This window comes from Sphingopyxis panaciterrae, assembly GCF_011762125.1.
Lineage (GTDB): Bacteria > Pseudomonadota > Alphaproteobacteria > Sphingomonadales > Sphingomonadaceae > Sphingopyxis > Sphingopyxis panaciterrae.
The window spans coordinates 1-13,922 of record NZ_JAASQN010000009.1 but is presented as its reverse complement, the minus strand read 5'-3'; the positions used below and the strand labels follow the sequence as shown (position 1 = coordinate 13,922).

The following is a 13,922-nucleotide window of genomic DNA, read 5'->3' as shown; positions in this document are numbered from 1 at the left end:
GCATCACTCTTTGCGTGCGGCGCACCGCCGCGCCCAGGACGGATGAAAATGCAATGAGCACGATTGACCAGAGCCGGCTGCTGCAGATGCGCAGTTCGATCCTCAATCAGAACCAGGCGCTGCAACGCGCCGCGGGCCGCGGCGGCATCGGCGCGGCCGAGGGCGCTGAAGCCACGCCCGATTTCGGCGCCGCGATCAACAATGCGCTGCAGCAGGTCAACGCCCAGCAGACGAAGGCGGGCGAGCTCAGCGAAGCCTATGAGCGCGGCGACACGCACGACATCGTCAGCGTGATGATCGAACGGCAGAAGGCCTCGCTCGGCTTCGAGACGACGCTGCAGGTGCGCAACAAGCTGCTCTCCGCCTACCGCGACATCATGAACATGCCGGTGTAACCCATGGCCGACCCACAGACCCTCACCCCCGTCGACAACGGCAACCGCCTGCCCGTTCCCGCGTTCGGCAATCGCCTCGCGCCGCTCCAGCAATTCGTCCGCCAGCCCGCCGTCCAGCGCGCACTGCCCGCGATTGCCACCACCACCGCGATCGGCCTTGCCGCGCTCGCCTGGTTCACGATGCAGTCGGCACCGCAGGCGCAGCTGTTCGCCGGGCTCGCCGATGCCGACAAGTCGGCGGTCGCCGACGCGCTCCAGACCGCGGGCATCGCGCACAACATCGATCCCGCGACGGGCGCGCTGACCGTCGATGCCGACAAGATGCACGCCGCACGGATCGCGCTCGCCGGGCAGGGGCTGCCCAAGGCGGCGCCCGACGGCGACAATCTGATCGCATCGCTGCCGATGGGCGCGAGCCGCGCGATCGAGGGCGAAACGCTCCGCGCCGCGCGCGAAGCCGACCTTGCCCGCACGATCGAGGCGATCGACGCGGTCAAGAGCGCGCGCATCCACATCGCCGCCGCCGAACCCAGCCTGTTCGTCCGCGAAGACAAGCCCGCGACCGCGTCGGTGATGCTGACGCTGCAGAACGGCCGCTCGCTGTCCGACGGGCAGGTCCAGGCGATCCGCTTCCTCGTCGCCTCGTCGGTGCCCGGCATGAACGCCGACCAGGTGTCAGTGATCGACCAGCGCGGCGCGTTGCTGTCCGACACCGCGACATCGGGCGACATGAAGGCGTTCCAGCTCCAGACGCAGGTCGAGGACCGCTTTCGCCGCTCGCTCGACACCTTGCTCGGCCCGATGCTCGGCGCCGGCAATTATAGCGTCGAGGTCCACGCCGACGTCGACATGTCCGAAAGCCAGGCGACGCGCGAAAGCTTTCCCAAGGACGATCGCGCGCTGCGCAGCGAACAGATCACCCGCCAGGTCAGCGGCCAGGCCCCGCCCCCCGCGGTCGGCATCCCCGGCGCGCTGTCGAACGAGCCGCCGCAGGCGACGACCGTCGCGGGCAATGCCCCGGCCGCCGCCGCCGCCCCCGCCGGCGCCCCCGAAACGCAAAGCAACGAAAATGCCGCCCGCGCCTATGAAGTCGGCCGCGAGATTTCGGTGACCCATCAGCCGCAGGGCCAGATCCGCCGCGTGTCGGTCGCGGTCGCGCTCAACCAGGGCAAGAAGGCGCTGTCGCAGGCCGACATGGCAAAGATCGATGCGCTGGTGAAAGGCGCGGTCGGTTTCGACGCGACGCGCGGCGATCAGGTCGCGATCAGCCAGCGCCCCTTCGCAAAGGTCGAGGACGAAAGCCCCGCCTTCTACGATCAGGGCTGGTTCCTGCCGCTGGTCAAACAGGTCGGCGCGATTATCGCTGCCCTGCTCGCCTTCTTCTTCATCGGCCGCCCGCTGATCCGCGCCGCCAAGGAACGCGCCGCCTCGCGCGCCGCACAGAATGCCTCGCTCGAAGCCTCGCTGCTCGCCGCGACCGACGGCCAGCCCGCACTCCCGCCCGGCGGCAATCGCCGCGAAATCACCCTCGAGATGATCGAGGCGGCGCCGAGCTATGAAGCCCGCGCCAACCTCGTCCGCGCCTTCGTCCGCCAGGATTCGGCGCGCGCCGCGCTCGTCGTGCGCCAGCTGATGCAGGAGGGCGCCCGTGGCTGATGCCGACGACATGATGCTCGCCGCGCCGCCGAAGCCCGCGATCGACGGATCGTCCGCCGCCGCGATCCTGCTGATGCTGCTCGACGAAAGCGAAGCCGCGACGATCCTCAAGCATCTCGGCCCCGAGGAAGTGCGCGGGCTCGCGAAAGCGATGTTCGACACCGCCAACGCCAGCGAGGCGCAGATCGAGCAGGCGCTCGACCGTTTCGTCGTCCGCAGCCGCGATGTCAGCGCGCTCGCGATCGGTGCCGACACGCGCATTCGCACCGTGATCAACCAGGCGGTCGGTAACGTCCGCGCCGACAATATCCTCGCCGCCGTCGCGCCGCAGCGGAGCGCCGCATCGCTCGAAATGCTGCGCTGGATGGACGTCGACGCGATCAGCGGCCTGCTCGCCAGCGAGCATCCGCAGGTCGGCGCGCTGATCCTGTCGGTGCTCGTCCCCGACATCGCCGCGCGCGCGATCGAAACGCTCGACGAACTGCTCCAGGCCGACCTCGTGCTGCGCGCCGCGCAGCTCACCTCGGTTCCGGCCGCTGCGATCGAGGATCTCGAAGCCGTCCTCGCCAGCGCCAATGTCGACGGCCAGCGCGTCGCCAAACAGGCGATCGGTGGCCCGAGCGACGTCGCCAAGATCATGAAGAAAATGCCGAAGCAGCTTTCGGAGCGCACGATCCGCGCGCTCAAGAAGACCGACAAACTGCTCGCGCAGGCGATCGAGGAAGAAATGTTCATCTTCGAGAATCTGCGCGACCTCGACAAGAAGAGCCTCGGCACCGTGCTGCGCTCGGTCGATGCCGCCGAACTCGCGATCGCGCTCAAGGGCACCGACGAAGAGATGGTCGACCTCTGCCTCGCCACCATGTCGAAGCGCGCGTCGGAGACGATCCGCGACGAAATGGCCGAGATGACGATGGTCAAGCGCACCGACGTCGACGAGGCGCAAAAGGCGATCATGCTCGTCGTGCGCCAGATGGCGGCATCGGGCGAGATCATGATCGCGGGCGCGGGCGACGATTATGTCTGATCGCGCTTCCGAAACCGGCTTTGCGCCCGTCGCGCTCGCCGCCGCCATGGCGCGGGGCGGCGGCTTTCGCCCGCTGTCCTTCGACCCCGCGGTACGCAGCACCGATGCGCCTGCCGAAACAGGCGCCGAACCCGAGCCCGCCGACGATCCGTTCGCCCGCGGCCTCGCCGAAGGCCAGCGCCTCGCCGAAGCCGCCCACACCGCCGAGCGCCATCAACTGCTCGCGCTGATCGCCGGCGCCGAAGCGCTGCAGGATGAACCGAGCGAGGAACTCGCCCAGCTGATCGCCGAGACCGTCGAGCGCCTCGTCCGCCAGATCGTCGCCGACGCGCCGATCGATCCCGCGTGGCTGAAGGAGCAGGCCGAAACCGCCGCCGCGCTCGTCGCCGAAGCCGACAAGGCGCGCACCCTGTGGGTCCACCCGCTCGACGCCGCGCTGCTAGTCGACGCCGACCTTCGCCTGCCGGTCGAAGCCGACGCCGCAATGGTGCGCGGCACCGTGCGTATCGAAAGCTCGGCCGGCTGGATCGAGCATGGCCGCGCCGTCTATCTGGGTGAACTCAGCGCCGCGCTCGGCCGCACCGGAGACGCCGCATGACGCGCCGCCTTTCGATCACCGCGCAGCAGTTGCTCGCTCCCGTCGATCTCGCCAAATCATCGCCGCGCCGCATCGGCACGCTCGTCGCGCATGAAGGCATCATGCTCGAAGTGTCGGGCTTTCCGCAGCCGCTCGGCAGCAACGTCCGCATCAAGTCGGCGGACAATGACTATGTCTATGGCGAGGTCGTCGGCTTTCGCGGTCACCGCAGCCTGGTCCTGCCCTTCGACATGAACAAGCCGCTCGTCACCGGGGCGCCGGTCGAACCGCATGGCGCCAGCTCGATGGTTCCCGTCGGCAAGGCGCTGCTCGGCCGCATCATGGACGCACAGGGCAATCCGCTCGACGGCCGCCCGCCGGTCAAGTCGCAGTTCCAGTGGCCGCTCGCCGGGCGCAAGGTCAATCCGCTGCGCCGCGGCCGCGTCACCAAGCCGCTCGGCATGGGCGTGCGCGCGATCAACGGCCTGCTCACCGTCGGCGAAGGCCAGCGCGTCGCGATCATCGCGGGCTCGGGCGTCGGCAAGTCGGTGCTGATGGGCCAGATGATCGCCGGGACCGAATGCGACGTCATCGTCGTCGGGCTGATCGGCGAACGCAGCCGCGAGGTCAGCGACTTCGTCGAGACCAAGCTGCCCCCCGAAGTCCGCAAGAAGTCGGTCGTCGTCGCGGTCCCCGCCGACCATCCGCCGCTGCTCCGCCTGCGCGCCGCGATGCGCGCGACCGCGATCGCCGAAGCCTTTCGCGACGAAGGCAAGAAGGTGCTGCTGCTGATCGACAGCCTGACCCGCGTCGCGCATGCGCAGCGCGAGATCGGGCTGACCCTGGGCGAGCCGCCGACGATGAAGGGTTACCCGCCGTCGGTCTTCGCGCTCATTCCCTCGTTGTGCGAACGCGCCGGCATCGACAAGCAAAGCGGAGGCTCGATCACCGCCCTCTACACCGTCCTCGCCGACGGCGGCGATATCGACGATCCGGTCGTCGATAGCGCGCGCGCCATCGTCGACGGCCATATCATCCTGTCGCGCCAGCTCGCCGAACAGGGCGTCTATCCCGCGATCGACGTCGCGCGCTCGCTGTCGCGCACCATGGCCGATTCGGTCGACCCGGTGCACGCCGCCGCCGCCGCGCGCTTCCGCAAGCTCTGGTCGGCCTATGAAGAGAATCGCGATCTGATGCTGATGGGCGCCTATGTCGCGGGCAGCGATCCGGTGCTCGACGAGGCCATCGCGTGCCGCGCCGACCAGCTTGCTTTCGTTTCCCAGCCTGCCGCCGCGCAGGTCGATTTCCCCACCTCGCGCCAGACGCTTATCGAAGGATTTTCTGCATGAATGCTCGCACCGCACGCCGCAAACGGATCATTCGCGTGCGCTCCGTCGAACATCAGATGGCGGAGGCGAATCTGGCGCGCGCCAACGGCGAACTCGCGAGCCTCGTCGAGCTGCAGAAGCGCCTCGAGACGCTGCGCGCCGATCTCGCGATGGCGAAGGGGGCGGTCGCCGGCCGCGCCCTCAACACGATGGGCGAACTCGCGATGCGGCTCGACATGGCGAAGGAAAATCTCGTTGCTCCGCTGGCAGGCGCCAGCGCCCGCCGCGACGAGATGGGCGCACTCGTCCAGAGCGCGATGGTCAAGGAAGAATCGGCGGTGCGCCTCTACGAGCGCGGCCGAAAATCGGCCGAACAGGAAGCCGAGCGCCGCAGCGACGCCAACCGTCCGCACCGCCGCCGCACGATGAGCCTGCGCCTGATCGAGGGCGGGATCGCATGATGAGCGCGCTGCAGCACAGCCCAGCCCCGGCCGGCCTGCCACCCGTCTTTGCCGCGCTCGCGCTGCCCGGATCGCCCGGCGGCGATTTGCCGGCATTCGACCAACTGGTCGCCGCGGCGCCGATGCCGCCCGTCCTGGCCGAAGCACCGGCCGGCGCAGCCTTGCCGCTGCCCGTTCCGATGATGCCGGCTCAGCCAGTCACCGGCACGGCGCCCATGTTACCAACGGCGGCCACGCCGCCCGCCGAGCCTGAAACCGCGGCCGAAGCAGCGCCGGCGCATGACGATCCCGCGACGAAGGCGACGAAGCTCCTGCTCGCGGTCACCGGGCAGATTTCTGCGCCGGTCGCAGAGCAGATCGCCGCCCAGCCCGGCTATGCCTTGCCGGGCGATACCCGCGCTCCCAAGCCCGCGGCGGCCATACAGGTCGATAGCGGGGCAGACGGCCCGGCCGATCCCGCCGTCGTCGAAACGGGTGAGCCCGCCGCACCGGCCGCCGTCTGGACGCCGGTTCTTGCCACACCCGCGGCATCGCCCGCGCCCAAGCCCGCCCCTGCCAAAGCCACCAACGCAGCGAACCCGGCCCGCGAAGGCGACGCATCGGTGCTTTCCGCCGCTGCCAAGCCGCGCGAAGCCACGCCGCCTGCTGCGATCGCGGCCGATTTCATCCTTCCCAAGACCAAGATCGCCGAGGCGGGTCCGTCGATGACGGTTATCTTCACGCCGCCCCCCGCACAGGTGGCCGCCGGATCGTTTGCCGAAGCGGCCGCCGCGGCACCGGTCGCCGAACGCGTGCTCGACATGACGAGCGACGATGCGTGGATCGACCAGCTCGCGCGCGACATCGCCGCGACGAAATCGCAAAGCGGCGATATCAGCTTTCGCCTGATGCCGCGCCACCTCGGCCGTCTCGACGTCGCGATGCGGCAGGAAGAGGGCGGCGTGTCGCTGAAGCTCGACACCCAGCATGAAGCGACCGCCACCGTCGTCCATGCCGCACAGAGCCGCCTGGTCGAGGATCTCCGCCAGCAGGGCGTGCGGGTCGCGGGTGCCGAAGTCACCTGCACGCCGGGCGAAACCGGTCGCGGGTCGCAGCAAGGCACAGGGCACGGCCAGGGCCGCGGCGCCGCACAGGATTCCGCCCATCTCATCGAAATCGCCCCCGAACGCGCCGAGGCGCGCCCGAAATCCTCCAGCGATGAGCGCGCCGCGACCCGCGTCCGCTTCGCCTGATCAGGAGCCAGGACATGACCAAGGATAAAGTCGAAGCCGAGCCCAAGAAGAAGGGCAAGTTCAAGAAGCTGCTGTTCATCGGCGTCGGCGCGATCACGCTGATCGGCGCCGGCGTCGGCGCGGGTATCTATTTCGGCGCGCTATCGGCGCATGAGGCGAAGCCTGAGGATAATTTCCCCAAGCTCGTCCTGCGCAACAAGGGCGAAGCCGCACCCGCCGCCGAAGGTGAAGGCGACGAGGCGCCGCTTAAGACCGGCACCGTGTCGGTCCCGAACGACAAGTATAAGGTCGATCCGCGCAAATATGAGATCACCTATTATCCGATCACCGAAGCGTTCACGACAAACCTCGCCGACGGATCGGGTTTTCTGCAGATCGGTATCAGCCTTTCCACCTTCTATGACGGCAAGGTTATCAATAATATCAAACGGCAGGCGGTGCCGATCCGCTCGGTCGTGCTTATGGTGCTCGCCGAACAGGATCCGGCGTTGCTCTCCACATCGCAGGGTAAGCAGCGGCTTCAGCGTCAGCTGACCGCGGCGATCAACGATGTGCTGCGCGACAAGGAAGGTTTCGGGGGTGTCGACAATGTCTATTTCACGAGCCTGGTGATCCAGTGACGCTCCACGCCAAACCTCCCAAAGCGGTGGCCAAGGCCGCGGCCGCAGAGACGCCCGACAGCAAGGCGTCGCTGCTGCTGCGCCGTGCCGAGGGCAATTATGCCTTTCCCGCGCTCGACGCCGTCGCCGCCCGGTTCGCGCGGAGCCTGCGCGACCTGCTCCGCGCCCTTGGGGCGCCCGCGATCCAGGTCGAACGCGCCGGCGCCGAACAGCTCGGCTTTGCCGCCTGGTGCGCCGAAGCCGCCCCGGCAATCTTCTGGCGCTATCATGCCCCGCCGCTCAAGGGGCCGATGCTGCTCGCTGCGCCGCGCCCGCTGATCCTCCAGCTCGTTGACATTTTTTATGGCGGCAAGGGCCAGCTCGCCGCCGAGCGCGAAGAGCTGACCGATGCCGAGGAACGCTTTGCCGCGCGCATCGGCCGCGACATGGGGCTCCAGCTCGCGGCCGCGTGGAGCGACAAACTGCCGATCGCGCCCGAACTCGACTGCGTCACCACCGATCCCGCCAAGCTCGCCGCGGTGCGCGCCGACGACGACATGCTCGTCCAGCGCTTCGTCCTGCGCAGCGCGCCGTTCGAGGGCCGGACGATCGCCTGCGCCTACCCGGTTGCCGCACTGCGCGGCATCGCCGGGGCCGAGGCGGCGGGCGACACGCGCGAACCCGACACCGATCCCGCATGGACCGGCGCGCTCAACAAGGCGCTGCGCGATGTGCGCCTGCCCGTCCGCTCGGTCCTCGCACGCCCCGAGATCAGCCTTGTCAAGCTGCTCGCGCTTGAGGTCGGCGACATCATCCCGCTCGTGATGCCGCGCCATGTGCCGGTGACCGTCGCGGGCCGCAATTTTGCCTTTGGCAGCATCGGCGAGGCCAATGGCAACGCCGCCATCATGATCGAACAAATCGAGGAAGGACCGGACCATGACTGATGTGAGCGAAGCGCCCGTGCGCCGCGACCGCCGCGACAACAAGGATATCGCCGCAGCCCCCAATTTCGATCTGCTCGCCGGCGTTTCGCTGCGCGTGTCGGTCGAGGTCGGATCGACGTCGATGACCCTCGCGGAACTGCTCGCCTTGTCCGAAGGCAGCGTGATCGAACTCGATCGCGCCGCGACCGATCTGCTCGACATCTACGCCAACGGCACGCTGATCGCGAAGGGCGAGATCGTCAGCGTCGACGGCCGCTATGGCATCCAGGTCGCCGAAGTCGTCGCCCCCGACCGGGGCATCGCGGGCTTCGAGCGGAGGGTCTGATGCTCGAATATATCCTCCGTCTGCTGATCCTGCTGCCGATGATCGGCGGCCTGGCATGGGGCAGCCTGTGGCTGTGGAAGCGCGTCCAGATGGGCGTGCCGCTCACCGGCGGAGGAACGCGGCCGGCACGGCCGGTCGAACTCGTCGGCGTGCTGCCGCTCGGCCCGGGGTCGAAGCTGGCGGTGGTCGAATTCGCCGGCCAGCAGATCCTGGTCGCGGTGTCGCGCAACGGCATCACCCGCCTTGCCGATAATAGCGAGGGCGATTTCCATGCCGACTGATCGCAAACGCTGGCTGCGCCGCGCCGCGCTGATCGGCGGCCTCGCGCTGCTGGCCGCTGCGCCCGCCGCTTATGCCCAGGCCGACGGCCTCAACCGCGCGGTCGCCGAAATCGGCGGCGACGGCCGTCCTTTGAGCCTGTCGCTGCAAATCCTCGTGCTGATGAGCCTGTTGACGGTGCTGCCGTCGCTGCTTCTCATGATGACCAGCTTCACGCGCATCATCATCGTGCTGTCGATCCTGCGCCACGCGCTGGGGCTGCAGCAGACCCCGCCGAACCAGGTGCTCGTCGGCCTCAGCCTCTTCCTGTCGCTGTTCGTGATGCAGCCGGTGATCAGCGAAGTGAACCGCGTCGCGATCGAGCCTTACGGGCAAGAGCAAATCGACATCGGCGAAGCGGTGTCGCGTTCGGGCGTCGCGCTCCACGGCTTCATGATGAAGCAGACGCGCAAGACCGACCTGATGATGTTCGCGAAGATCGCCAAGGCGCCCGCCTATGCGAGCCCGAAGGACGTCCCCTTCTCGATCCTGCTGCCGGCGTTCGTCACCAGCGAACTCAAGACCGCGTTCCAGATCGGCTTCCTGATCTTCCTGCCGTTCCTCGTCATCGACCTGATCGTCGCGTCGGCGCTGATGTCGCTCGGCATGATGATGCTGTCGCCGACGATCATATCGATGCCGTTCAAGCTGCTGCTCTTCGTCCTCGTCGACGGCTGGGCGCTGACGATGGGATCGCTCGCCTCCTCCTTCGTAGGATAGCAGGGTGGAAACCGACTATTTCATCGGCGTGGCACAGCAGGCGCTGTGGATCCTCGCCCTCGCTTCGGCGCCGCTGCTGATCCCGGTGCTCGTCGTCGGCGTGCTGCTCGGCATGGTGCAGGCGGCGACCTCGATCAACGAACAGACGCTGACCTTCGTGCCCAAGCTGATCGTCGCGGCGATCTGCCTCGCGATCTTCGGCGGCAGCATTCTCGTGCTGCTCGCCGATTTCACGCGCGAAATCTTCGCGCAGATCCCGGCGCTCGTCCGCTAGGGCATCGATGAACCCCGCCGACGTCCCCAATATCGAGGCGATGCTCCAGCTGTGGATGCTGGGGATGATCCGCCCGGGCGCGGCCTTCATCGCCGCGCCGGTGTTCGGCGCGACCAATGTGCCGGTGCAGCTCCGCCTCGTCATCGCGCTCGCGGTCGGCGTGCCCGCGGTCGCCGCGTCGGGGATGGCGCTGCCGCCCGAAGGCATCGTCTCTTTCCCCGGTTTCCTGCTGATCCTCGGCGAGGCGCTGATCGGCCTCTGCATCGGCTTTGTGCTCCAGATGGGGCTCGCCGCGGCGCTGCTCGCGGGCGAGGCGATCAGCAACGCGATGGGCCTCGGCTTCGCGTCGATGGTCGATCCCCTGAGCGGCAGCGCCAGTTCGGCGATCGGCCAGTTCCTCTCGATGCTCGCAACCGCGCTCTTCCTCGCCGCCGACGGACATCTGATCCTGATCCAGATCATCGTTGACAGCTATAGCGCGCTGCCACCCGGCAATGCCTTTCCCTCGTTCGATGCGATCGGCGGCCTGCTGCGGTTCGGCAGCCTGATGTTCGCCGCCGGCCTGACGATCGCGCTGCCCGTCGGTTTCGTGCTGATCCTCGTCCAGATGATCATGGGGGTCATCGGCCGCTCGGCGCCCGCGCTCAACCTGTTCGCGGTCGGCATCCCCGCGACCTTGCTCGCCGGCGTCGTGCTGCTTGGCATGGCGACCCCGGTGATGGCCGAAGCGATTGCACGCGCGCTGTCCGACGCGCTCGACGCCGCGCGCATGCTCGCGGCCGGGGGCTGACGACATGGCCGGCGAAACCGAAAAGGACCAGAAAACCGAAGCCCCGACGCCGAAGAAGCGCGCCGACGCCGCGCGCGAGGGCGATGTGCTGATGTCGCGCGAACTCGCGACCGCGCTGATGATGCTCGCCGCGGCGGGCTGGCTGATCGCCGCGGGCGGCTGGTTCGTCCAGTCGGCGGGCGAACTCGTCCGTCGCGGTTTGACGCTCACCGCCGCCGACGTCAGCGATTTCGCGCCGGGCGAGGCGCTGCTGCGCAACGGGGTCGAGATCCTGCTGCCGCTCGCCAGCCTGTTCGCGCTCGCGCTCGGCGCCGCGATCGCCGCGCCCGCGCTGCTCGGCTCGTTCGGCTGGCGCGAAAAGGCGCTCGCTTTCAAGGGCAATCGCATGAACCCGATGAGCGGGATCAAGCGCATGTTCGGACTGCACGGCGTGATCGAACTCGGCAAGACGATCGCCAAGGTGCTGCTGCTTGGCACCATCGGCTACTGGCTCGTCGCGGTAAACCTGCCCGCGATCATGACGATGGCCGCGACCGACCTCAACGCCGCGATCGGGCTGGCCGGCCAGGCGATCGGCCAGGCGATGGTCGCGCTCGCCGGCGGGCTCGTCGTCATCGCGCTGATCGATGTCCCCTCGGTCTGGTTCCAGCGCAACCAGCGGCTGATGATGAGCAAGCAGGAAGTGAAAGAGGAGATGCGCCAGTCCGACGGCGCCCCCGAACTCAAGCAGGCGCAGCGCCAGCGCGCGCACGACATATTGAGCGGCTCGGCGCGCAAGGCGGTGTCCGACGCCACGGTCATCCTGACCAACCCGACGCATTTCTCGGTCGCGCTGCGCTATCGCCCCGGCATCGATGCCGCGCCGGTGGTCGTCGCGCGCGGGCGCGGCGACATCGCGTTGTCGATCCGCGAACTGGCGCGCGGTGCCGATGTCCCGATCCTCGAATATCCACAGCTCGCGCGGGCGATCTATTTCACCGCGCGCGCCGGACGCGTGATCCCCGAAGAGCTGTTCGTCGCGGTCGCGACGATACTCGCCTTCGTCTTCCAGCTCGAACGCGCGATGGCCGAGGGCCGGACCCAGCCCGCCGTCGACGTGCCGCCCTCGCATCATTTCGATCCCGACGGGCGGCGGCAGTAGTCGGGCAGGAAAAGACATTGTCGCCCCCGCGGAGGCGGGGGCCGCTGGCAACCTTACGCTCGGCCGATAGCGGCCCCCGCCTTCGCGGGGGCGACGGTTATGGATGGGTAACGAGCATCCGCTCCCCCAAAAAAAACCGACATACCGCCGGGCTTAATCTTCGCCCCGCGCTGCCGTTAAGCTGTTCGAAGGATATCGAATATGGTCAGCTCCATCGCCAACAGCCTCGGTTTCGGATCGGGGGTCGACACCAAACAATTGGTCACCGACCTTTCGGCCGCGTCGCGCGAGCCCAAGGTCAAGCGCGTCAACCAGCTGACGCAGGAGAACCAGACGCGGATCAGCGCGCTGGCGCAGGCGCGGTCAGACCTCGACGGCTTCGCCGATTCGCTGGGCCAGATGGTATCCGACGGCACGTTGCGCAGCACGCCCACGGTCTCCGACGACAGCGTGCTGTCCGCCACATCGCGCGCCGGCATCGCCGCCGACAGCTTTGCCGCAACGGTCGAGGTGACGCAGCTCGCGCGCGCGCAGACCGCCTATTCGGGCGTCGTCGCCGACAAGACTGCCGCGATCGGCACGGGCACGATGACGCTGACCGTCGGCGGGGTGAACAAGACGATCACCATCGGCGCCACGAACAACAGCCTTGATGGCCTCGCCAAGGCAATCAACGCGAGCGGCTCGGGCGTCACCGCGTCGATCATCGCCGACGACGGCGGCCACCGCATCATCCTGAAAGGGCCGACGGGCGAAACCGGCGCCTTCACCCTGACCGCCGACAGCGGGGCCGATCCCGGCCTTTCGACATTCGCTTATGGTTCGGGCGGCGGCATGACGCTGGGCCAGAGCGCCGCCAATGCCGAGTTCACCATCGACGGCGTCGCGTTCAGCCGCGCCTCCAACATCGTCGACGACGTCGTTCCCGGCATGTCGCTGACCCTCAAGAAGGCGGCGCCCGGCCAGCCGGTCGATATCGGGGCGAGCCGGCCGCTCGACATGATCAAGCAGACCGTCGGCGATTTCGTCGCGGTCTATAACCAGATGAAGAAGAGCCTGTCGTCGGCGGCCAATATGTCGGGTTCGACGACGGCGCTGCGCGAACTCGAACGCGAACTTGCAGCGCTCGTCAGCAAGGTCGTCACCAGCCACGGCAGCATCAACAAGCTGAGCGACATCGGCGTTTCGTCGACGCGCGACGGCCTGCTGTCGCTCGATTCGGCCAAACTCGACAAGGCTCTGGCGGCCGACGCGGGGGCGGTCGAGGCGCTGTTCAATCCGCGACGCGACGCGACGCATACCGAGACGAGCGACCCCGGCATCGCCTTCGCGCTCGACGCGATCCGCGACAAGGCGGTGGCGACCGACGGCGTCATCGACCGGGTGGCGAAATCGCTCGACGCCAAGAAGGAAACGCTCGCCGAGCAGCTCGAAAAGATCGAGGAGCGCGAGGGCAGTTACAAAGCGCGGCTCGAGAAACAATTCGGCGGGCTCGACGCCAAGCTCGCGGCGTTCAAGGCGACGCAATCCTATCTCGAACAGCAGATCGAGATGTGGAACAACCAGAATAATTAAGGGCCGCCGCCGTGAATGCCACCGCCTCGACCGTTCGTGCGACCGGGCTTTATCGCCGATTGCAGCATGAAAGCCGCGCCGCCGCCGCCGACCCGGTCGAGCTGGTGACGATGCTTTACGACGAGCTGGAGGTCGCGGTGGGCGTGCTCGCCGCGATGGTCCGGCAAGGACAGCGCGTGTCGGCAACCGAGCCCGCGCACCGCGCGCGCGCGATCCTGATCGGCCTCGATGCCGGGCTCGACCGCGAGGCCGGCGGCGATGTCGCCGAAGCGCTGTCGCGCGTCTATCGCAGCATGCGCCGCAAGCTCGACGAGGTCGTCGCGGCAAATGACGAGGCGGGGCTCAAGGATCTGCTCGACGGGATTTTGACGGTCAGCAACGCCTGGCGGCAACTGCGCTAGTGCCGCTTCACAAAAGACGAGGCGATGATACCGATTGAAACCCGACGGCGGGATGTCCGCCTTGGGGTGGATTTGAGACATTCCCCTCCCTTTTAGGGAGGGGTTAGGGGTGGGTCGCGAGCGCAGCGAGCAAGAGGAAGAGCGCCGCCTTCGGCG

At 68.0% G+C, this 13,922-nt stretch carries 17 protein-coding genes; all 17 read left to right on the top strand.

The annotated features are described in order from the left end of the window. The first annotated feature begins 53 nt into the window (after window positions 1-53). On the top strand, window positions 54-395 hold the full coding sequence (gene fliE / locus FHR22_RS21140) for a flagellar hook-basal body complex protein FliE (protein WP_166946041.1): 342 nt from the start codon (window positions 54-56) through the stop codon (window positions 393-395). A gap of 3 nt (window positions 396-398) precedes the next feature. Continuing rightward, on the top strand, window positions 399-2,051 hold the full coding sequence (fliF, locus tag FHR22_RS21135) for a flagellar basal-body MS-ring/collar protein FliF (protein ID WP_166946039.1): 1,653 nt from the start codon (window positions 399-401) through the stop codon (window positions 2,049-2,051). Next, window positions 2,044-3,078 (top strand): flagellar motor switch protein FliG, encoded by a 1,035-nt coding sequence (gene fliG, locus FHR22_RS21130; RefSeq protein ID WP_166946037.1) that lies wholly within the window; start codon window positions 2,044-2,046, stop codon window positions 3,076-3,078. Before fliF ends, fliG begins: the two co-directional genes overlap by 8 nt. Next, a complete protein-coding gene (locus FHR22_RS21125; RefSeq protein ID WP_166946035.1) occupies window positions 3,071-3,676 on the top strand; it encodes a FliH/SctL family protein in 606 nt (201 codons plus the stop codon). Before fliG ends, FHR22_RS21125 begins: the two co-directional genes overlap by 8 nt. Beyond that, entirely contained in the window at window positions 3,673-5,004 is a 1,332-nt protein-coding gene (locus FHR22_RS21120) for a FliI/YscN family ATPase (protein WP_166946033.1), read from the top strand. Before FHR22_RS21125 ends, FHR22_RS21120 begins: the two co-directional genes overlap by 4 nt. Continuing rightward, window positions 5,001-5,444, top strand: a complete 444-nt coding sequence (locus FHR22_RS21115) for a hypothetical protein (protein ID WP_166946031.1) — start codon at window positions 5,001-5,003, stop codon at window positions 5,442-5,444. Before FHR22_RS21120 ends, FHR22_RS21115 begins: the two co-directional genes overlap by 4 nt. After that, window positions 5,441-6,676, top strand: a complete 1,236-nt coding sequence (locus FHR22_RS21110) for a flagellar hook-length control protein FliK (protein ID WP_166946029.1) — start codon at window positions 5,441-5,443, stop codon at window positions 6,674-6,676. The genes FHR22_RS21115 and FHR22_RS21110 overlap by 4 nt, the downstream gene beginning before the upstream one ends. 14 nt (window positions 6,677-6,690) lie before the next feature. Further along, window positions 6,691-7,296, top strand: a complete 606-nt coding sequence (locus FHR22_RS21105) for a flagellar basal body-associated FliL family protein (protein ID WP_166946027.1) — start codon at window positions 6,691-6,693, stop codon at window positions 7,294-7,296. 26 nt (window positions 7,297-7,322) lie between these two features. After that, complete coding sequence (locus FHR22_RS21100) at window positions 7,323-8,222, top strand: flagellar motor switch protein FliM (protein WP_341787166.1); 900 nt, start codon at window positions 7,323-7,325, stop codon at window positions 8,220-8,222. Beyond that, window positions 8,215-8,547, top strand: a complete 333-nt coding sequence (fliN, locus tag FHR22_RS21095) for a flagellar motor switch protein FliN (RefSeq protein WP_166946023.1) — start codon at window positions 8,215-8,217, stop codon at window positions 8,545-8,547. Before FHR22_RS21100 ends, fliN begins: the two co-directional genes overlap by 8 nt. Next, complete coding sequence (locus tag FHR22_RS21090; protein ID WP_208417858.1) at window positions 8,547-8,828, top strand: FliO/MopB family protein; 282 nt, start codon at window positions 8,547-8,549, stop codon at window positions 8,826-8,828. The genes fliN and FHR22_RS21090 overlap by 1 nt, the downstream gene beginning before the upstream one ends. Beyond that, a complete protein-coding gene (fliP, locus tag FHR22_RS21085; RefSeq protein WP_166946021.1) occupies window positions 8,818-9,585 on the top strand; it encodes a flagellar type III secretion system pore protein FliP in 768 nt (255 codons plus the stop codon). Before FHR22_RS21090 ends, fliP begins: the two co-directional genes overlap by 11 nt. 4 nt (window positions 9,586-9,589) lie before the next feature. Continuing rightward, complete coding sequence (locus FHR22_RS21080; RefSeq protein WP_166946019.1) at window positions 9,590-9,859, top strand: flagellar biosynthetic protein FliQ; 270 nt, start codon at window positions 9,590-9,592, stop codon at window positions 9,857-9,859. A gap of 7 nt (window positions 9,860-9,866) precedes the next feature. Further along, the gene (gene fliR, locus FHR22_RS21075) at window positions 9,867-10,649 is read left to right on the top strand and encodes a flagellar biosynthetic protein FliR (protein WP_166946017.1); all 783 of its coding nucleotides are present in this window, start codon (window positions 9,867-9,869) and stop codon (window positions 10,647-10,649) included. A 4-nt stretch (window positions 10,650-10,653) separates the two neighbouring features. Continuing rightward, a complete protein-coding gene (locus tag FHR22_RS21070; protein WP_166946015.1) occupies window positions 10,654-11,790 on the top strand; it encodes an EscU/YscU/HrcU family type III secretion system export apparatus switch protein in 1,137 nt (378 codons plus the stop codon). Between the two features lie 201 nt (window positions 11,791-11,991). After that, window positions 11,992-13,365, top strand: coding sequence for a flagellar filament capping protein FliD (fliD, locus tag FHR22_RS21065; protein WP_166946012.1), 1,374 nt, complete (start codon window positions 11,992-11,994; stop codon window positions 13,363-13,365). Between the two features lie 11 nt (window positions 13,366-13,376). Further along, complete coding sequence (locus tag FHR22_RS21060) at window positions 13,377-13,766, top strand: flagellar protein FliS (protein WP_166946010.1); 390 nt, start codon at window positions 13,377-13,379, stop codon at window positions 13,764-13,766. Window positions 13,767-13,922: the final 156 nt, after the last annotated feature.